Raw genomic sequence first — 22,644 nt, 5'->3', positions numbered from 1 at the left:
TTAGTTAATTGGTTAGTTGGTTAAACCCCAGTTTTTATTTGGTTCAGGTCCCATAACAAAATGTAAAATGCCGCCCTGCATGATTTGTTGATGTGAGATTGCTGTTTTATTAAATGCAATACCGTTAAGAGTTGCCGATTGGATATAAAAATTTTTGTCTGAAACGTTTTCTGCTTCAATTACAAAAGATTTTTTATCTTGAAGATGGATCGTTGCTTTTTCGAAAATAGGACTTCCGATTTCGTACTCTCCCGAAGCAGGATTCATAGGATACAAGCCCATTGAACTAAATATATACCAGGCAGACATTTGTCCGCAATCTTCGTTACCGCTTAATCCATTGGGTGTTGTATTGTATTGTGTATTTAAAATATGACGTACCCAATACTGTGTTCTCCATGGTTTAGCGGCATGATTAAACAGATAAGCAATATGATGACTTGGCTCGTTACCATGAGCATATTGCCCTACCAATCCTGAAATATCGGAGGAAACATTAGTTCCTGTAATTTCTGAACTTTCGGTAAACAGCTGCTCTAAACGATTCGTAAAAATGCTATTGCTTCCGTGTAACGAAATAAAACCTTCAACATTTTGTGGTACAAACCAGCTGTGTTGCCATGCATTGCCTTCGGTATAATCGGTATGTTCCCTGTGATTGGAATGTTTGGCATCAAAAGGTACATTCCACGATTTTTTATCTTGTGATTTCCCTCTCATAAATCCTGTTGCAGGATCAAATAAATAGTGATACGCTTTAGAACGATTTAGAAAAAACGTATAATCATCCTCTTTCCCTAAAGCTTTAGCCATCTGTGCCACGCACCAATCATCGTAAGCATATTCTAAAGTAATGGTAACCGATTCGTCTAATAAGTCATAGGGGATATACCCGTATTTTTTGTACAAATTCAGTCCACGTTCGTCCTGCATCATGGTTGTTTTCATAGCACTATATGCTTTTTCGGCATCAAAACCTTTAATGCCTTTTTGGTAAGCATCTACAATTACAGGAATCGAGTGATAACCTGTCATGGTATTTGTCTCGTTGGCGTAAAGTGTCCAGACCGGTAATATTTTTTTAGTATCGAAATAGGCTAACATAGTATTCACAATATCCGAAACCCTGTCTGGAGCCAGTAAGGTCAATAAAGGGTTCTCGGCTCTAAAAGTATCCCAAAGTGATAAAGTTGAATACGCTGTATAATTAGTTGCCCTAACAATGCTATCGTTCTCTTTTCTAAATTGTCCATTTTTATCACTATAGGTTACAGGCGCGATTTGAGCATGATACATAGCAGTATAAAAAATTGTTTTAAGTGAATCTACCGGTGTTTCTACCTCAATTTTGTTTAGGGTAGTATTCCAGGTAGTTGCAGCTTCCGATTTTACACCTTCAAAATTAAATTTTCCAGTATCTAAATTATCTTTTGCGTTGGCCACACTAACAGAAGACAAAGCCACTTTAACCAGTAACTCATTGCTGTTATTAGAATTAAAAAACAATTGTGCTGCACTGTGTTCCCCTTCCGCTGTACTACCTTCCACTACTTTTCCGTCAGCAGTCAACAGCTGTTCTGAAATAGGTTTAGAAAATTTTGCGACAAAAAATACTTTTTGATTTTTTGCCCATCCGGTACTAAAACGAGAACCACTAATGGTATACCTGTCTTCAATTGTGATGGCTGTTTTTAAAGCTTTATCCCAATTAATAGCAAAACCAAGATCAATAACTACAGATTGTCTGTCATTTTTAGCAAATGTATATTTATGGAATGCAGTGCGTTGCGACGAGGTTAACTCTACATTAATTCTGGGAGTTTCAAGATAAACCTGATAATACCCTGGTTTTGCTTTTTCATTAGCATGACTATAGGATGACGTATAAGGAAGTAAATCACGAGAAGTTGCTTTTGCAGTTAAATCAACTTTTTTATTTACAGGCATAAATAATAGGTCGGACAAATCACCAATACCCGTTCCGCTTAGATGCAAATGACTGAAACCAGCCACAATAGAGTCTGAATAATGATAACCGGAACACCAATCCCAGCTTGACACACCATTATCCGGACTTAGCTGCAGCATCCCAAAAGGAACGGTTGCTCCAGGATACGTATGACCATGACCGCCAGTGCCTATAAAAGGATTTACATGTTCAATAAAAATAGCTTCCTGGCCGTGATTTTTGTCTATCTTTATTTTACAACCAGTAATTAAAATCACAAACAAAAAAAGGAAAATAATGTTCTTCATATGAAACAATCTAAATTTAAAATTAAATTTATATAAATTTAACCGCGATTAAAATTAATTTAGACGGACAACATATAAACAGAGTTAAACATCAAAAAAACAACAACAAAACATACTTTATCCATTATGATTTTCAACTCCAGCAAACTTTGTAGAATACCATTGCACTATCACATCCTTTTTTGGTTAGCGTACTTTTTATTGAACACCTTACGCTGGGGCAGCTATTTCAATAACTATCTGTATTCATTCAAATCAAATTTATTAGGCTTTCCAATTCACATGACACTATGTTATCTGAATATATTAGTTCTGATGCCTTACCTGGTATACCGCAAAAAATATATGCTCTATATACTTTCTGTTTTCTCTGCTATATTTGTCATGGTTATTATTAAATACAACCTCACTTACCTTCTAATAAATCATAATGTCTGGCCTGAGGGACCTGAAAATATAGATAAATTATCGCTTAACTATACTATTGATATGATGATTGGCGAACTTTATGTCATTACGTTTGTTACGGCAATTAAGATTACGTTGGACTTTTTAAAAGAACAAAAAAGAGTGACTGATCTTGAGAAATCTCAATTAGAAACAGAGTTGCTTTTCTTAAAATCTCAAATTTCTCCACACTTTTTTTTCAATACGCTGAATAACATTTATTCTTTATCGGTAGAAAAATCTAATAAAACGCCAAAAATAATTTTAAAACTTTCTGAGTTGATGCGCTATATGCTTTACGAAACCAAAAGCAAGAGACAAACCCTGGAAAACGAAATACTATGTATTCAAAACTACTTGGATTTAGAGCGAATCAGAAATGATGAGCGGTTGGAGGTAAACATAGCTATTTCCGGTGATATTCACGATAAAACCATCGCTCCTATTTTATTGCTGACCTTTGTTGAAAATGCATTCAAACATGGCGTAAATAAAAACATAGGAAAAGTAAAAATTGATATAAAATTTAACATTAAAGAAGATTTTCTTCATTTCACAATTTCAAACCCAATGCCTGCGATTACAAAACACAAAGACAATCTAAAAATAGCTAGTGGTATCGGTATTGAAAACGTAAAAAAAAGAATTGCATTAGGTTATAATAAAAATGACTATACGCTTTCTTTTAAAAATAAAAAGAATATTTTTGTCGTGAAGCTTGTAATTAAAGTATGTTAATACAGCTTCTCTTTTTTTAAAATTATCCCCGCTCAATTATTTCGACATACAACTAATAATACAGAAATGAAAATAAAGTGCTTGATTATAGATGATGAGCCGTTGGCAATTAATGTTATTAAAAATTACCTGGAGCAAATTGAAGATATAGAATTAATAAACACCTTTAGTAATTCAATTGAAGGTCTGAATTTTTTAAAGAACAATAGAATTGACGTCATTTTTCTGGACATTAATATGCCTGTTTTGGATGGTATCAATTTTATAAAAAGTTTAGAAAACCCGCCTTTGCTAATTATTACCAGTGCCTATGATCAATTTGCTATAGAAACGTACGAATTAGATGTTTTAGATTTCTTAGTAAAACCTATTGAGTTTCCCAGGCTGATGAAAGCGGTAAACAAGATTCACAAAAGACTTAACAATACTACTAAAGCTCCTCAGGATACTAGTAAAGAAAACCCATTCATTTTTGTTAAAATAGATAAAAAGAGAATGAAGAAGATTTTTTTAAATGAAATTTTGGTTATTGAAAGCTTAAAAGATTACTTAAAAATAAACACTTTAACAGGGAAATACATCATCCACAGTACACTATCCGATTTTACCAGCTTATTACCTGAAAGAGATTTTATAAGAATACACAGATCGTATACCATAGCCATTGATAAAATTGATGCTGTTGAAGGAAATAGTATAGAAATTGAGGGTCTTAGATACGTAATGGGAAGATCTTATATTGATGATGTAAAACAAAAAATTTTAAATTCTTCTATTTAAAAATTTTTGTTTTAATGGATCTATCGTACCAGTTAGTCCTTCCATTAAATTCTGATTGACGAATTGGTGGGATGGATACCTCACTAACACTTCCCGATCAACGCGGCGTGCATAACGCTCCCACGCTGCCAGAAAATGACCCTGCCCGACACACCAAAAAAAAGACTGTCTTTAGACAGCCTTTTTCAACAAACCAGGTAACTAACCAAAACAAACTATAGTAATAATTTTATTATTTTATAAACAACAGACTAAAAATGATATCGTTTAAATGCTTCAATAGCTGAGTAATCTGCCAATCCTAAATCATGATATTTTTTCGCTGTTAATCGATTTCTATCTTCCACACGAACCCAAAACTCTCTGTTATCATCACCCTGAAACATAACTCCGTCTTTTTGAGATTGGTGATAAAAAATAGCATGGCGTTTTTTAAGAACCTGATCCGGACTCATCGGAACTGCCATCTCGATTTGGTACGATTCCCACTCATGCCAGGCGCCACGATATAACCACACCCAACAATCATCCATATAACTATTATGCTTTACTCTTTTTAAAGCTTCAAACAAACTATCCAAACAAACTTTATGGGTCCCGTGCGGATCCGCTAAATCTCCGGCAGCGTAAATTTGATGCGGTTTTATCCTTTCAATAATAGCACACATACTATCTATATCGGCTTCAGATAAATTATTTTTCCTCACAGTACCTGTTTCATAGAAAGGCAGATCCAGAAAATTAACATTTGAATCCGGCAAACCTAAATATCTGGTCGCAGCCAAAGACTCACTTCTTCGAATCAATCCTTTTAATTTTCTGACTGCTAATGAATCAATATCATTATCCAATTTACTCTTTAAAAAGTGTATGATACTTTCAGATTCACTGGAATTGGTATTTAATCCCACCGAAATTTCAGCAAACTTTAAAGCTTCTTCATTCGAAACAGCAATATTTCCTGAGGTTTGGTACGCTATATGCACATCATGTCCCTGCTCTACCAGTCGATCAAAAGTTCCTCCCATTGAAATAACATCATCATCAGGGTGTGGACTAAAAATAATAATTCTCTTTCTTTCCGGAATTGCACGCTCCGGTCGATACGTATCATCAGCATTAGGTTTTCCTCCTGGCCAGCCTGTGATGGTTTGCTGCATTTTATTAAACATTTTAATATTTAAATCATATGCAGTTCCCTCTTCCGTTAAAAGACTGGACATACCGTTATCGTTATAGTCTTTATCTGTTAATTTAAGAAAAGGTTTTTGGGTTAATTCACTCAACCATGCAACAGCCTTAAGTTTTAATTCATCTGTCCATACGCATGATCTAACGAGCCAGGGAGTTTTTACTCTTGTCAACTCCGACGAAGCTTCAGCGTCCAAAACAAAGGTTGTGTTACTATGTTCTTGTAAATACGTCGCAGGTACTCGGGAAGAAATTTCTCCTTCAATTGTTTTTTTTATGATTCCCGCTTTACTGATTCCCCAACCAAGAAGTACAATTCTTTTGGCATTTCTTACCGTACCAATACCCATTGTAATTGCTTTCCTAGGCACATTATCAATCTGTAAAAATGAAGATGCCGCATCTATACGTGTCAAATGATCAAGGGTAATACTTCTTGTACCAGAATTAATATGAGATCCAGGTTCATTAAACCCTATATGTCCTGTTCTACCGATACCTAAAAGCTGAAAATCTAATCCGCCAAAAGATTTAATTGCCATTTCATAATCGATACAGTATTGGTATAATTCTTCACTACTTACTTTTCCATCTGGAATATGAATATTTTCAGGAGAAATATTTATATGATTAAAGAGATGCTCGTGCATAAAGTGATAATAACTCTGAATATTATTCTTATCCATAGGATAATATTCATCTAAGTTAAAGGTCACCACATTCGCAAAACTTAGCCCTTCTTCTTTATGCATCCTAACCAGTTCTTCGTAAACTTTTATTGGAGAAGATCCTGTTGCTAATCCCAAAACGCATGGTTCATTTAATTCTTCTTTTCTCTGAATTAAATTTGCTATTTCTTGTGCTACTAAGACAGAAGCCTCTTGAGATGAATCGAAAATAACATTGTGAATTTTCTCAAAGCGTGTTTCTTCAAACTTTCCTGCTTCTTTAAAACTTATACCTTCTTTAATCATTTGCCAGTTATTCATTTAATTAATAAGATAAAATTAGATATTTATTAATTTCTACTACTGAAAATTCGACTAACAGCAAGTGGTCTTCGGCAAAAGACATAATTGTAACCATTATTGTCCGATAAAAAAGTAGCCAAACTAATGGCTTCTTTGGAAATATCGTATTTTAGTTTAAAAAAGACGATGGACCAAAATAAATATTTTTCGACTAAACGGTTTTTAGGAAATTAGATATGATTTTAATAAAAGCAACGTCCAAATTTTTCATACTGTTCTTTGCTGTCAATTAGGCTATCTTGATGGTACCTCAAAAAGCAGCTGTACAGGTATCGATTAGCTTCCAGATTTTTTGCTTTGCTCCTTAACTTTTTAATAACCCAAAAGGTTTATTTTTAAATTAATCTCAAAATCTCCTCCAAAATTCTGACCTCCATTTGTTTGTTGGCTGGTGTAAAAGAACTGGATAAAGAACTTGTCATAGTTTACCCCCAGACCCAGAGTAGCGCTCTTGTCGCTATGGTACATCGCCATAAAAGAAAGCATATCATTTTTTAGCTTCAGATTGGAGCCAATATCTAAAATATTGTCAATGCCTTTGGCTCCCCTAAGACTAATTTTTGGCTCAATGGATAACACATCCAAGTTGGTTCCTATTTTATACGACATTGCTGCAAAATAAACATATCCATTTATCGTATTTTGCTCGTTCTTATGAAAGAATAATTCTCCTAAATTGGGCATTGCGGCCTGTAAGGTTAGTCTCTCAGTGGTATAGACAATCCCAAAATCGCCATCCACATAGCTTTTGCGCTGATTAAACTGATCTACCAGTACATCACCGGATTCTGCAATTATATTTGGGTCATCCAGATTCTGCTGCATAATTCCCAAAGACACGCCAAAATGCAAATCCCTGTGATCGCCATATAGTGGCAAGTGATAGGCATAAGTACCCTTGATCTGGGTTTTCCCGAGTAATCCTGCCTTATCCTTATAAACATTGAGGCCAACCCCTACACTTTCAAAGCGGTAATCTCCACTTATGGACGTAGTAACGGGAGAACCGGCTACAGACTTCCATTGATTGCGATAGTTTAGATTCAAATTAAGACCGTAATCCAGACCGGCGAAAGCCGGATTGCTCAGGTACTGATTTTCATAGAACTGGGCACCCAATGGTCTGCTGCTTTGCGCGGAAACCTTTTGCAAGCCTATTAGTGCACTAATTGCGATCAGGATTGTAATCACGGGCTTTTCAATTATAATTTTTAGCATCATCAATTCTTTTTTATTCTTTTTATTCTTTCACTATAGATACAAATCCGGTCTTTTTAGCTTTACCGGAATCAATGGATAACATATAATAATAGGTACCCTCCGGCAGCGGGTTACCATTAGACATTCCGTTCCATGAATTATCGTAACCATTCATCGTAAAAACCACACGCCCATCCCGATCTAAGATATTCAGCTCATTATTGGGGTACAGCTGCATGTTTTTTACAATCCAGAAGTCATTTATTCCATCCCCATTAGGCGTTATTAAATTATTGGCTTCCAGTTCCGTATAAGAGGATATAAGGGAAGACTCCATGGTTACAGCGGTTACATCGGAAAAATTAACCGCAGTCCCAAACAGCTTGCTTATGTACGCCTTGCTGGGATTGACAATAGTTCCTTCCATAAGGTTAAAATCCTTGTAGTTATTGCTGGTCGCTTTTGTATAGGCCAAGACTAAATTCTTTTCCTCATTGCCATTCAGCTCTATCTCCTTATAATTAAAACCCACTTCACCCGTAAAGGTCATCGGTCTGCTAAACCGATACATGCGCTGGATACTGCTGAACTTAGGCCAAATGACTGCCGCAGTGTGCAGGGTAATACCCAGATTATTTATTTTCAAATCATTGGAAGGAACCAGGGTCATCCCTTCCGTATAAAAGAGGGTTTCTTTTTTGATAAAAACACCTTCCGACTCAATGGCTAGCTGTGCCCTTAGGGAGGGGCATAGCAACAGGGAGATTCCCATAAAAATCGACGTTATTATTTTTTTCATTTTTCCTATTGGCATTTTTATACTTTCTAAATAAGGTATCAGCTTCATCCAAAAACAGTTAAAAAATTGCTGCGGTATGGGTATTTCAGCAATTGACAAAACAACTGCTTCTTAATCTTAATTTCAACGAACAGCACCAATCAATCTGCACCATTCCTCGATAAAAAACGATGCAACTGCGCCTCTGTCTCGGGCAGGTCCACAATTTTATTGGTTTTAGTATCTACAAGAATCATTGTCGGTGTAGCAAGCACAAAATATGCGCTGGCTTCCGGACTCCTGACTCCCCCTTCTGCCCTTTTATGCTTAAAGGCAGCAAGCATAGTCTTCTCTTTTTCCCATACCGGGATTTCAGTCTGCGTTTCGTCCAGACTAATCGCAAAAACATCCATCAACTCCCTGTTAGCCGCCTCCAGGTACCAGGGATAAAATTTTTCTATCATCTCCTTGCAATGCGGACAGTCGGCTGACCAAAACAGTACCAGTTTATATTTCGCTTCCGTTTTATAGTCATGGAATCCGATCGTCTCACCCGAGTCCAGCTTCCAGGGAAAATCAGGCGCAATCGACCCCACAACCAACGTTTCCATTCCTTTCAGTCTTTCTTCTATGGCCCTTCTCTTGCTAGTCAGACAAAGCGGATCACTCAGGTAAGGCTCCAGCATTTTTATACCTGTGGTTATGTTAAAACTCTCAAACCCATTGTAGAAATAGTCTACCATCCAGCCATATACCAAAGGGTGCCCCAACCGGGCTTTGGCTATCGCCCGCTTTCCCGCCAGTGTGAATAATGAATCGCGAAGCGCCACTGTGGTACACATCGTTCCATAAAGGTTTACATATTTATTCATCCACTCTTTGATATCGGTGGTTTTGATGAGCAGTGGGTTTTTAAAATCCATCCCGTCAAAATAACGATCAATGGCAATGTTCGTCCTATCGCGCTCCGTACCTTTCCATACCATGGGAGGAATGTGTTGGAACACAAACCCACTGCTTACAAAGGCAGCTTGGTGCTGATCGGCTTCTGTGGCGATCCATTTGTTATAAACCAGACGCCGCTGCTCGTATTCTTCCGCAGTCAATAAAAAGAATTTTGATTCCTGTTGGTCGTAGTTCATTAGAAAATTCTGCAACAAACCCAATGGCTCTCTTTGCTTTCCATTGGCTACCGAAAAACGGGCAAACAAGGTATTTTCCTTTTCACCCTTTTGAAAATAGGTACTGTCGGGCTCATTCAGGGCTTTGGGTCGTGCCCAAAGTTCCAAATCCTGTTTGCCTACAAAAATGTGTTTTTCAGCAATATAAGGATTGCTGCCTTGCTTTTCCTGATAGTCAAAACGCAGCACAAACTCTGCCGGGAGTACCGCTTCAGAGATTTTCAACACGGCTGTTTCTCCATTATTTATTCCTGGATTTTCAGCAATGGTTTTCATCGAAGATCCTGCTAAGGACAATAGCGCAATGTCACTTTTGGAGACGCCCGACAAATGTATTTTTAAACTGATGTTCTGTACCTGTCCTTCCATAGGTAGTGCCAGCAAGTATATAATTACCAGGCAAGAAAGCCTGAATGCATTTATAAATGATGAATCTGTCCGCTCTATATTCATTAGTATTTTATTCAATTTTGCCATTTAATCGATGATTAGTATTATTTCACACAACGGACAGAAAGCCCCGAATTTTTATTAGCGTTATTACCCATAGTGCTACTGACACTACCCGTATAATAAAACGAGGCAGTGGTGGTGGTGCTATTAATACCGCTGACCCAGTAATTTCCTGATGCTCCGGCACTCGCACCACGCTGGCTCAGCGCACCGGTAGCGGTTGACAGGATTCCTCCATTGTGCAGCTTCAGCACAGAGGCAAACGCCTCCGCATTTGTGGTCCAGTTTTGGGGAGGCCCATCTGCAGCAATAAATTCAGAATTGCTAGCAACCAGCCATGGGGAGCCCAACATATAACCGCATGGATCAAAGCTATAGCTACCGGTACCACTGCCAGCAACAGTTACCCATCCTGTAGCGGGGGTGCGGGAAGTCCCGTCATGCATATAACCCGTCGTGCCAGAAAACTGCCAATACCAACCTGCCGCAGCCTCCGACGCATCAGTAGCCGAGTCGGCCTCGCGGTCGGCTCCAAGGTTTTGCGTCATCCAGCACATTGGATTACCTGTATAATTGACAGCCACTGTTTTATAGGTTACCGTTTTAGTTACCGGGGCCTTGTTAGTCCCTGCCCCTGCTATGTGGGTAACCGTAAGAGGAGCACATAACTTAAATCTGGTTTGTGCACTGTATGCCGTACCCGCACTATTGGTCGCATACGCCCGTACATAAATCATTATACCCTCTGGCGCACCGCTAATCGTAGTTGCGATAGCTCCGGCACCCGCCCCACTGTCCAGCACGTTAGATGCCAGGGTTGGCGAACCCACCGTACCCCACACCAAACCGTGGGCAGATAAGGTCCCCCAGCCGCGGTTATCGTTGCTGAACCGTCTACCGAAACAGTGGTTTGGTTTGAAATTGTCACATTACCCACGATCGGAAGTACCGCCAATGTGGTAAAAGTTAATTCATCACCATAAGCCGTGCCCGAACTATTGGTAGCGTAGGCCCTGTAATAATACGTGGTCCCCGATGCTAATGCGCTGATCGCACTATTGTATACACCTAGTCCGGAACTATTGGTCGTTTTAGTTCCCAGTATCGTTGGACCAGTCGTTGTACCATAGCAAACTCCACGGGAAGTTACTGCCGAACCACCTATACTGGTAACATTACTCCCTACGCATGTTGCCGCGGCACTCGTAATGGGAGTCACGCTGGTCGCAGTAGTCACACTCGCAGTAGCTGGAGTGCTAAAAGTCACGTTGGCTCCATAACTGGTACCCATACTGTTTGTGGCATACGCCCGCACATAATACAGCGTTCCCTTTGTTAAGCCTGACAGGTTACTGGCAAAAGTACCGGTAACGAGGGGACCATCGCTCGTTTTAGTAGGCAGGCCAATAGTCGGATCCGTTACAGTACTCCAGCAAATTCCACTAGCCAGTATAGACACTCCCGCTCCTCCGGTATTAGTGATCGTACCTCCACTAGTGGCAGAAACATCGGTAATGGCACTAACTACCGCAGTAGTACTAACTACTGGCAGTTTGTTAGTGGTAAAGGTGGTATAGGCTGCACTATGAGTCGTTCCTATTGCGTTGGTGCCAAACGCCCAAACATAATACGCCGTTCCGGACAAGAGGCCAGTAAGGGTTCCTGAAATTGACGTTCCGCTGGCTGCGACAGAAAAACTGTTACTTCCTGTTCTGACCGGATATGCAGAAGTAGTATTCCAGATCAGACCCAGATCAGTCATTGTTGCCCCTCCGTCAGCGGTAAGGGTAGCGTTTCCTACTGCAGTGTTCATTAGAATAGAAGAGATGGACACATTGCCCAGGGTAGGAGCTACCGCCAATGTGGTAAAGCTTGATTCACTACCATAAGCAGTGCCCGCAGCATTGGTCGCATAGGCTCTGAAATAATAGGTGGTAGCCGCTGTCAAAGAGCTAAGCGAAACAGTGAATGAACCGGTACCTATACCATTACTTATTTTGGATCCCAGAATGGTTGGAATATGCGTCGTACTCCAGCAAACTCCACGAGAAGTTACTGATGCGCCTCCGTCGCTAGCAACACTGCCTGAGCAACTGGCCGTGCCAGCCGTAACGGAAGCTGCAACAGCAGTAGTGGTTACACTTGGGGTATCAACAGTGGAAAAACTCTGCTGGTTACCATAACTGGTACCCATAGCGGTTATGGCATATGCCCGCACATAATATAGGGTTCCTTTTGTTAAGCCTGAAAGCGTACTGCCAAATGTACCGCTGCCGAGGCCGTCGCTCGTTTTGGTAGGCAGACCAACCGTTGGATTTGGTGCTGTATCCCAGCAAACGCCCCTATCCAATACGGACACTCCTACTCCTCCGCTATTAGTGATCGTACCGCCGCCAATGGCTGAAGTGCTCGTAATTGTATTAGGATTCGTGGTCGTAAGGGTGGCCAGATCCAGCGTGGTAAAAGTCTTAGGAGATACACTATACCCCGTTCCCACTTCATTGGTCCCAAATGCCCAAATATAATACACAGTACCAGGCAAGAGACCCGTAAGGGTAGCTGAAATTGCCGTGCCCACAGCTCCGACAGAAAGGCTGTTACTCGGTGTTGCAACGGGAATCGTAGCTGTTGTATTCCAGATTAGACCAAGATCGGTGATTGCTGCTCCACCATCAGAGTCGAGGCTGGCGGTTCCTATTGCACTTGTCAATTGGATAGTAGAGAGGGTCACATTGCTCAAGCTAGGAGTTAATGCTAATGTTTTAAAGACCACTTCATCACCATAAGCAGTACCCATAATATTGGTGGCATAAGCCCGTAAATAGTAAAAAGTACCGGAAATTAAACCGGAGAAAAAGTCGTTAAACGGACCCGTTGCTGTGGTACCATTTACAATTTTGGTTGACAAGCCTATGGTTGGCAGGGTGCTGGTACTCCATACAAATCCTCGTGTCGTTATCGGCATTCCCCCATCATCAAGTACGTCTGCGTGCCCATTTGCCGAATATTCGGCAATATCGGTAACGGTAGTTGCCGATAAGACCGGGAGCGTTACCGCGCCTGTTTTAAATACCATCTCGCTACCATACGTAATACCAACGATATTGGTCGCATAGGCTCGTACATAGTACGTCGTATTTGGCAGTAAACCGGTAAGATCCGAGCTAAAAATACCGGTGCCCAGAGTCCCCTTATCAACTGTTTTAGTGCTCAGTGCAACAGTAGGATTACTGTAAGTATCCCATACAATTCCACGGCTGAGTATTGGGGTACGCCCATCATCGGTAATCCACCCTCCACTCGTAGCCATAGTGGCCCTGATGCCTGTTGCCGAGGTAGTAGCTGTTAAAGTGGGTGCGGCAAGCGTGATAAATGATTCTTCAAAGCCATAAGCGACCCCAATTCCATTTTTGGCATAAGCCCTCACATAATACAGTGTATTAGGCAATAAGCCCGTCATCAGGCTGGTAAAACTTCCGTCTCCTAAATCAGCATCACTGGTTTTAGTGATTAGTGTAATGGTCGGATTCTGTTTGGTACTCCAGCATATTCCGCGTTGGGTTACCACCGCTCCACCATCGCTTGTTATCAGCCCGCCGCCAATGGCTGTTGTAGCTGTAATCGAACTCGCTTTATTGGTGTCCAGAATCGGTGAAGTCGCAAATATGACAACTGTGAGTTGATTGCCATAAGCGGTTCCTGCACTATTGGTTGCATAGGCACGTACATAATACGTGATGCTCTTCACTAAATCCTTAAGCTCACTTATGAAGCCGCCTACACCTGATCCGTCTGTTGTTCTGTTCACAATAATAGTATCTGGATCGAAATTTTCGTCACTGCTCCAAACAATACCACGGGCAGTAATCGGGGCACCTCCGGTAGAACTGATAAGTCCCCCGCTATTGGCGGTGGTACTGGAGGTGACCTCAGGATCGACCGTAGTTAAACTGGCTCGAATCGGATTGGTGACAAAGAAAACCTCATTTCCATAAGAAGTACCTATTTTGTTGGTGGCATAGGCCCGCACATAATACATGGTACCAGGTACTAAATCGCTGAGATTGCTGGTAAAGAACTCTGCTCCCGAATCTACTGTTCTAGTTGCGAATCCTACAGTTGGATTATGGCCGGTGCTCCAGCACACGCCTTGTTTAATCACCGGTGCTCCACCATCGGAAAGGACTAGACCTCCACTTACTGCAGCGGTTCCAGTGTTTTCAGTAATACTATATGTGAATAAAGTGGGGGTACTCTGCGTGGTAAAGCTAAGCTCGTCCCCATAAGCCGTCCCTTTTATATTTGTAGCATAGCTGCGTACATAATAAGTGGTACCTCTATTCAGTCCGGTAATTGCGCTGGTAAAAACACCAGTCCCTCCCCCAATCTGTACGGTTTTATTCACTGTTACCGTAACGGGATCAAAATCAGGTACAGTGCTCCATAGTACCCCACGGCTATCAACAGCTACACCTCCTTCATCAGCGATATTTCCACCACTATCCGCTGTTGTGTCAGTAATATTGGTTGGAACAACAGTGGTTAATACAGCTCGGGTAGGTGGATACGTAAAAAAACTAACCAGTTGCCCATAAGAAATACCTGCGGCAGTAATTGCGTAAGCCTTTACATAATACCTTGTATCTGGTGTGAGGTCTTTGAGCATACTATCAAAACTACCGATACCCGTTCCTTCATCGGTCTGATCTGGCGATAAAATATCAGGAATAAACCCACCGGCAGTACTCCAGAATATTCCTCTTTTAAGTATAGCTGAACCACCGGAACTGCTAATTGTTCCTCCGATAACTGCTGTGGTATTGGTCACTATACCCGGTGAATTAGTGGTAATGATGGCCAGGGAGGGAGTAGTAAAACTAATTTTATCCCCATAAGAGATTCCAGCGGTATTTACCGCATAGGCACACACATAGTAGGTAATACCCGGATTCAAGTTGATCAGTGTGCTGGCAAAAGTCCCTGTTCCTGCTCCACTCTCCCTGGTCTTATTTGCCAGTACTGTAGCAGGATCAAAATCAGGTAGCGTACTCCATAGTACTCCACGGATATGCGTTGTTTCCCCGCCTTCATCAGTAATATCACCTCCACTATTAGCCGTTGAGCCTGTAATGTCGATTGCCGGAATTGTAGTCAATGTTGCTAAAGTGGTTGGAGATGTCTTGAAACTAACCTGTCCCCCGTAAGAAATACCGGCAGTTGTAACTGCATAAGCCTTTACATAATACGTGGTATTAGATGTGAGTTTTTTGAGATAGCTGTAAAAATTACTGGTGCCGGTACCGTCTTCGGTTTTGTCTGTTGATGCAATATCAGGAATAAAACCCTTAACTGTACTCCAGAAAACCCCTTTATTAAGCACAGTTGATCCACCGGAATCCATTATCGTACCGCCCAAAACAGCCTTGGAACTAGTCACTAAATCAGCCGTATTAGTTATAATAGTTGCCATTACTGGAATGGGATCGGTTACGGAAGTAGTAAAACTACGCCCATTCCCATAAGTCGTCCCTGCCTCATTGGAAGCATAGGCACGTACATAATACGTGGCACCCCGAATCAGTCCGGTAATCGCACTGCTAAAAACCCCTTTCCCAGCTCCAATCTGTACCGTTCTGTTCACTGTTTCTGCAACAGGATCAAAATTAGGCAGGGTGCTCCAAACTACCCCGCGAATATTAGTGGTCGCCCCTCCTTCGTCTGTAATTTCTCCGCCACTTTTCACAGTTGTGCTGGTAATTTCAGTTGTCGAAACCGTAGTTAACCTGGCTTTGGTAGGTAGAGATGTCGTAAAACTGACCTGTCCACCGTATGAAATACCCGTAATCGTAATCGCGTAAGCCCTTACATAATAGGTTGTATTGGCTGTGAGATCCTTGAGTACACTATCGAACTTCCCTATACCCGTACCATCATTGGTTTGGTCGGCTGATAAAGCATCGGGAACAAAATCCTTCACAATAGTCCAGAATACGCCTCTTTTGAGCACAGCTGAACCTCCGGAATTTGTTATAGTACCACCCGTGACAGCAGTAGTAGCAGTCAGGAAACCCGGTAAATTAGTGGTAATGGTAGCCATCGTGGGAGTGGTGAAGCTAACCGTATTTCCATAAGAGGTACCCGCAACACTTACCGCATAAGCACGTACATAGTAGGTGGTTCCTTTTGTTAACGTTTTCATGTAACTGACGAAAATTCCTTTCTCATAACCCGTCTCCCCTGTTCTATTTATTACAACAGCATCGGGATCGAAAAGTGGATCGATGCTCCAAACTATCCCCCTGCTACTTACAATTGCACCTCCATTACTGGTAATATCCCCTCCACTGGTAGCCGTTTCTCCTGTAATTTCACTTGCAGCTGTGGTCACAATGGTAACAAGAACTGGCGGCCGGGTTATAAAACTTATTTGGTTACCATAAGCGATACCAGCAGCATTGACAGCAAAAGAACGTACATAATACGTTGTTGAGCCCATCAGATCTTTAAGGTCTGCCATGAAATCACTAGAGCCGGAACCCCCTTCACTGATACTATCTGCAATAGTTGGATTGTTTGTGATACTCCAGCAGATTCCTTTTCTGCTAATAAAGGATCCGCCATTTGCGATGATTTTGCCTCCACTGGTCGCAGAAGTACTGGTAATCGAAGGACTACCAGGTGCTATGGTTGTTAGTACAGCCAGCAAGGCAGTTTTAAAAACTACAACAGGACCAAATCTTGTACCGGCAAGATTAGACGCATAGGCACATATATAATAGGTAGTCCCGGGAACTAAATCATTTATATCGCTCGTGAAACTGCCCGAGGCTGGTAGGATTGTTTGTACTGTTTTTTGGCTTGTGGTCGTACTTGGGGTGAATCCTGACACGGTACTCCAAACAATCCCGAATTCAGTAATAACTCCTCCGCCATCACTAATTACACGTCCGCCACCCAGGGCTGTGTTCCCTGTAATTTTAGTGGGATCCACTGTTTCTATATCCGGAAGGGTTGGGGCTTTTGTAGTGAAATTTATTTCATTACCATACGCCGTACCTGCTCTATTAATAGCATAGGCACGAACATAATAAGTAGTGCTTCCCATTAATCCATTGATATCGTTAATAAATTCCCCGATACCAATTCCCCCTGTTGTTTTCGTGGCTAATGCAGCGGTTGGATTGATCGATGTACTCCAGACTATTCCGCTGCTGGTTACTGTATCTCCCCCGTCACTATAAATATCACCACCACTTACGGCGGCAGTAGCACTTATACTGCTGATCGCTACGGCTTTTGTGGTTAAAGAAGGTAACGTATATGTTTTGAAATGTATTATATTTCCATACGCTACACCCGCACTATTTACGGCATAAGCTACAACATAGTACGTCCTCTTCGATACAAGACCCACAATGGTGCAGTTAAACGTAGCGCTACCATCACTATTTTCTATTTTGTTCGGCGAAAGTAAATCAGGGACAAAATCAGGTGTAAAACTCCAGATTATACCACGGGAACTAATATCTGCACCACCATCTCCTGTAATATTCCCGCCGGCGATGGCTGTAGCATCGGAGGTGTCAAGAACCTCAGTTGTGGTGATTGTGGCCTTTTCAGGCGAAGCAGTTGTAAAATTAAGTATACTACCATAACTTACTCCTACAGTATTAATGGCATAAGCCCTAATATAATAGGTAGTTCCTCCTTTTAAATCTTTTAGATTAATGATAAAATTACCATCCCCTGTTCCATTACCAACATGTGCCCCACTAATCGAGGGAGTACCGGTTAGACTCCAGCACAGTCCTCGTTCCGTTACCGACAAACCGCCATCAGTTGCAATATTCCCGCCACTGCTGGCAGTGGTATTGGTAATCAACGAAGCACTTGTAGTTGTCAATACCGGCTGTTGTGGTGTTTTAAAACTCACCCCATTACCATAGGCTATCCCATTACTATTGATCGCATAAGCCCTCACATAATAGGTAGTAGCCGGAGTTAATCCAGCGAAGCTTTTGTAAAAAAGTCCGGTACCCTTTCCGCTTATATTCTCTTCTATTTTAGTGACTAAAGCAACTGTAGGATTAGGGCTCGTACTCCAGCAGATTCCACGTTTGGTAATTAATGAAATCCCAGTACTGGTGATATCCCCGCCACTAGCAGCCCGGGTACCGTCCATGCTTGGGAAAAAACCATCTCTATAAGTGGCAACATCGTAATTGTAAGGTATAATGGTGGTTAATGTAGGTAAAGAGGTAGTAATAAAACTTGACTCACTAGTATAGCTTATACCTATACTGTTCTTGGCGTAACCCCGAACAAAATAAGTTGTTCCCGTTACTAAACCAGTTATATTGCAAACAAATACGCCGATATCGATGGGACCAACGGTTGTCGAAGGACCATAAATAATATTTACCCGGTCTGTACTCCAGCACATTCCCCGTTCGGTTACCACCTCACCCCCATTATCTATGATGGTAACTTCACTTACCGCCGAGGTATCTGTAATATCTTTAATTTTGATATTTGGTAAACTGAGTACCGGCGTGGTGGCGGGAGCCGTTACAAGTTCTAATAGATTACCATAAGCCCTGCCTGCTTCATTGTCTGCATAGGCGCGAACATAGTAATTTGTATTTCTAACCAGACTAGTGATCTGACTCGGAAAGGGACCAACCCCTGAACCATCTAAACTTTTGGTTGCTGGGTGGCTTATAGGATCCCCTATGATGCTCCAGGTAATTCCCCGGAGGTAGATTGCTCCTCCTCCATCGCTATTGATTATCCCCCCGCTATTGGCACTAATCAGAGATAAACTAGCATCAATCGGTATAGTAATGAGAGAAGCCAAATCGGCCATAGCTGTCCTGAATGTTACATCATCACTGTACACAATCCCAGAGCTGTTAACCGCATAGGCACGCACATGATAAACCGTATCTGCCTTTAAACTGGCAATGGTGCTCGGAAAAAGTCCTGTATCGGTACCAAATACCGGGTTACTGGTTTTAGTGGCTAGTGAAATATCCGGATTAACATTTGTACTCCAGCAGATTCCCTGAAGGGTTACTCTTGATCCGCCGTTATTGATGATATTAACACCACTAAGAGCGGAAATACTGGAAATGGAAGTTGGCGGAATAAGCGAGATTACGGGCAAGCAAGTTATGTCTACCCATAGTGCCCCGTTGTAATACCGGATGGCTTTTGAAACCGTATTAATGTAAATACCCCCCATTCTTAATGGTATCGGATCACTTTTTAAAACAGGCAGTTTGGAAACTTTCAACCCGCTGTCAGTAGAAAAATCACTATACTCGACAAAATTACCCTTACCGGCTATCGCAGCTACCGATCCCCAATTGTCCTTATCATGAAGCATCATGGCTTTTCCCGTTTTCGACAAGTAAACTGCACCAGATCTAATTATTCCTGCAGGTACAGCACTCAAAGAAGGTAAAAATGGAATCCCGGTTTTTATTTCCAGATAATCATTAACCGGTGCTGTATCGATGTTACTGCTGCATAGCGTTTCCCAAGAAGATCCATTGTATATAAACGGTTGATTCTCCGTAGTGCTGTATATAAGCATTCCGGATACAGGGGTACTAACAGATGAAGGGTCAACTGCCGGAAGATATGGAATACCGCCAATGACCTGAAAATAATCTTGTGCCGCAACTGTACTAGTTCCGAAAAACAATAAGAAAAAAACAATCTTAAAAATAGCAAATAATGTCTTCAAAATAACGTGTGTCTTTTTGTTCGGAAACGTGTGTGTCTCACTCTTTTGATATTCTTTCAGTCAATTGCGTTGCTATTATGCTGATATTCGATAAACTCTATTCGAAACCCAGAATAAAAACCTCCCGTCAATTTTTGGAACCCTAATTTATATTAATTCATTTTTTTTAAGATCCTTTCGATTTGTTGCTGCTGATGATCCATCTGGGCTTTTAAGGCATCAATTTCTTTCTGCTGCTCTTTTATCGCCTGGATAACAATACCTGTAAGTTGGGTATAATCCACTTTTAAAAAACCATCCTTGCCTTGTGTTACCATTTCAGGATAAACCCTTTGCAGCTCCTGCGCAATAACACCCACTTTTGATCCTGTAGCATATTTATGCTGATCCCTATATTCAAAACGTATCCCTCTGATCTGTTCTATTTTTTGTAATACGTTATCCAGAGTTTCGATATGGGTTTTTAATCTGCTGTCTGAAGGGGTGTAGAAATTCCCATTCACGGTTACATCCTGCCCGAAACTTGCATCACCCCGTGTAGCAAAACTTAATCCTTTACCGTTCTGACCGTCATTATTTATGGAATTAACCGAAAGCTTAATATTCTGTGTTGCTGTGTGATTCCCCAGATTATCGGCACCGGAAGCTATACTGCTAACCTTGGTATCCACATAGTTTTTTGTTGCAGCATCCGCAGCCATTGTAGGCTCGGCAAGGTTTACAATTTTTTGGCTTCCTAAATCAATATTCGTCGCCGCCGCCGCAAAACCACTTAACACAATAGTGCTTTTGGCTGTTGAAACGGCAACACCAGAAGCGTCACCCGTGTATAATTCTCCGCTAGCTAATTTATTATCCATTGGTAACCAACCAGTTCCATTATAGACATATAAGTGACTATCTCCCGTATTGTAATACATATCGCCGGCAACCGCACTACCTGGAGCTGATGCAGCAGACAACATGCTTGAAGAATGTGAATCCACATAGTTTTTTGTCGCAGCATCCTTAGCCATTGTTGGCTCGGCAAGGTTTACGATTTTTTTGGTCCCTAAATCAATATCTGCTGTCGGGGCTCCTAAATCACTCAATAGAATGGCACTCTTTGGCACCGCAGCGGCCTTATTTGATGAATTTCCAACCAGCACATAATCCTGTGTCAAGTCCAAATTACCCGGTGTTGCCGTTCTGGCATCTACATAGTTTTTTGTTGCAGCATCCGCAGCCATTGTAGGCTCGGCAAGGTTTACAATTTTTTGGCTTCCTAAATCAATATTTACTAATGCTGCCGCAAAACCACTTAGCGCGATGGTGTTTTTGGCCGTTGAAACGGCAACACCAGAAGCGTCACCCGTGTATAATTCTCCGCTAGCTAATTTATTATCCATTGGTAACCAACCAGTTCCATTATAGACATATAAGTGACTATCTCCCGTATTGTAATACATATCGCCGGCAACCGCACTACCTGGAGCTGATGCAGCAGACAACATGCTTGAAGAATGTGAATCCACATAGTTTTTTGTCGCAGCATCCTTAGCCATTGTTGGCTCGGCAAGGTTTACGATTTTTTTGGTCCCTAAATCAATGTCTGCTGTCGGGGCTCCTAAATCACTCAATAGAATGGCACTCTTTGGCACCGCAGCGGCCTTATTTGATGAATTTCCAACCAGCACATAATCCTGCGTCAAGTCCATATTAGCGGGCGTTGCCGTTCTGGTATCTACATAATATTTTGTTGCCGCATCTGTGGAGATTGTTGGCTCAGAAAGGTTTAATATTTTTTTGGTTCCTAAATCAATATCTGCTGCCGCGGCTCCTAAATCACTCAACAGAATGACACTCTTTGGCACCGAAGCGGCCTTATTTGATGAATTTCCAACCAGTACATAATCCTGTGTCAAGTCCAAATTACCCGGTGTTGCCGTTCTGGCATCTACATAGTTTTTTGTTGCAGCATCCGCAGCCATTGTAGGCTCGGCAAGGTTTACAATTTTTTGGCTTCCTAAATCAATATTTACTAATGCTGCCGCAAAACCACTTAGCGCGATGGTGTTTTTGGCCGTTGAAACGGCAACACCAGAAGCGTCACCCGTGTATAATTCTCCGCTAGCTAATTTATTATCCATTGGTACCCAACCAGTTCCATTATAGACATATAAGTGACTATCTCCCGTATTGTAATACATATCGCCGGCAACCGCACTACCTGGAGCTGATGCAGCAGACAACATGCTTGAAGAATGTGAATCCACATAGTTTTTTGTCGCAGCATCCTTAGCCATTGTTGGCTCGGCAAGGTTTACGATTTTTTTGGTACCTAAATCAATATCCGCTGTAGCGGTACCTAAATCACTCAATAGAATGGCACTCTTTGGCACCGCAGCGGCCTTATTTGATGAATTTCCAACCAGCACATAATCCTGCGTCAAGTCCATGTTAGCCGGCGTTGCCGTTCTGGTATCCACATAATATTTTGTTGCCGCTTCCTGTGCTGTTGTGGGATCAGCAAGGTTTACGATTTTTTTGGTTCCTAAATCAATGTTAGCTGTCGCGGCACCTAAATCACTCAACAGAATGGCACTCTTTGGCACCGAAGCGGCCTTATTTGATGAATTTCCAACCAGCACATAATCCTGTGTCAGGTCCATATTAGCCGGCGTTGCCGTTCTGGTATCCACATAATATTTTGTTGCCGCTTCCTGCGCTGCTGTTGGATCGGCAAGGTTTACGATTTTTTTGGTTCCTAAATCAATGTTAGCTGTCGCGGCACCTAAATCACTCAACAGAATGGCACTCTTTGGCACCGAAGCGGCCTTATTTGATGAATTTCCAACC

The 22,644-nt window shown here is 41.5% G+C and carries 10 protein-coding genes; 2 read left to right on the top strand and 8 right to left on the bottom strand.

Going from position 1 to position 22,644, the window contains the following annotated elements:
* Positions 1 to 12: 12 nt before the first annotated feature.
* Complete coding sequence (locus ACNQGH_RS18905; RefSeq protein ID WP_417957581.1) at positions 13 to 2,256, bottom strand: GH92 family glycosyl hydrolase; 2,244 nt, start codon at positions 2,254 to 2,256, stop codon at positions 13 to 15.
* 384 nt (positions 2,257 to 2,640) lie between these two features.
* Here ACNQGH_RS18905 and ACNQGH_RS18900 point away from each other — a divergent pair, with 384 nt between their 5' ends.
* Both ACNQGH_RS18900 and ACNQGH_RS18895 read left to right on the top strand, forming a co-directional pair.
* Positions 2,641 to 3,441 carry a sensor histidine kinase gene (locus ACNQGH_RS18900; protein ID WP_417957580.1) on the top strand — a complete coding sequence of 267 codons (801 nt, stop codon included), beginning with the start codon at positions 2,641 to 2,643 and terminating at the stop codon, positions 3,439 to 3,441.
* Positions 3,442 to 3,507: 66 nt separating this feature from the next.
* The gene (locus ACNQGH_RS18895; RefSeq protein ID WP_417957579.1) at positions 3,508 to 4,221 is read left to right on the top strand and encodes a LytR/AlgR family response regulator transcription factor; all 714 of its coding nucleotides are present in this window, start codon (positions 3,508 to 3,510) and stop codon (positions 4,219 to 4,221) included.
* Between the two features lie 251 nt (positions 4,222 to 4,472).
* Here the strand turns inward: ACNQGH_RS18895 and nagB are convergent, their stop codons facing one another.
* From nagB to ACNQGH_RS18860, 7 genes are all read right to left on the bottom strand, one after another.
* Positions 4,473 to 6,386, bottom strand: a complete 1,914-nt coding sequence (gene nagB, locus ACNQGH_RS18890; protein WP_417957596.1) for a glucosamine-6-phosphate deaminase — start codon at positions 6,384 to 6,386, stop codon at positions 4,473 to 4,475.
* A 369-nt stretch (positions 6,387 to 6,755) separates the two neighbouring features.
* Complete coding sequence (locus tag ACNQGH_RS18885; protein ID WP_417957578.1) at positions 6,756 to 7,664, bottom strand: PorP/SprF family type IX secretion system membrane protein; 909 nt, start codon at positions 7,662 to 7,664, stop codon at positions 6,756 to 6,758.
* A 19-nt stretch (positions 7,665 to 7,683) separates the two neighbouring features.
* Positions 7,684 to 8,442 carry a gliding motility-associated C-terminal domain-containing protein gene (locus ACNQGH_RS18880; protein ID WP_417957577.1) on the bottom strand — a complete coding sequence of 253 codons (759 nt, stop codon included), beginning with the start codon at positions 8,440 to 8,442 and terminating at the stop codon, positions 7,684 to 7,686.
* Between the two features lie 140 nt (positions 8,443 to 8,582).
* Positions 8,583 to 10,055: a TlpA family protein disulfide reductase gene (locus ACNQGH_RS18875; RefSeq protein WP_417957576.1), complete on the bottom strand. Its 1,473-nt coding sequence runs from the start codon at positions 10,053 to 10,055 to the stop codon at positions 8,583 to 8,585.
* Positions 10,056 to 10,096: 41 nt separating this feature from the next.
* Complete coding sequence (locus ACNQGH_RS18870) at positions 10,097 to 10,858, bottom strand: fibrobacter succinogenes major paralogous domain-containing protein (RefSeq protein ID WP_417957575.1); 762 nt, start codon at positions 10,856 to 10,858, stop codon at positions 10,097 to 10,099.
* Positions 10,792 to 19,806 (bottom strand): beta strand repeat-containing protein, encoded by a 9,015-nt coding sequence (locus ACNQGH_RS18865; RefSeq protein ID WP_417957574.1) that lies wholly within the window; start codon positions 19,804 to 19,806, stop codon positions 10,792 to 10,794. The genes ACNQGH_RS18870 and ACNQGH_RS18865 overlap by 67 nt, the downstream gene beginning before the upstream one ends.
* Before the next feature lie 152 nt (positions 19,807 to 19,958).
* The coding region (locus tag ACNQGH_RS18860; RefSeq protein WP_417957573.1) for a tail fiber domain-containing protein at positions 19,959 to 22,644 on the bottom strand (2,686 nt) is incomplete at its 5' end.

The organism is Flavobacterium kochi, assembly GCF_048286715.1.
Lineage (GTDB): Bacteria > Bacteroidota > Bacteroidia > Flavobacteriales > Flavobacteriaceae > Flavobacterium.
This window is presented reverse-complemented; position numbering and strand designations above follow the sequence as displayed.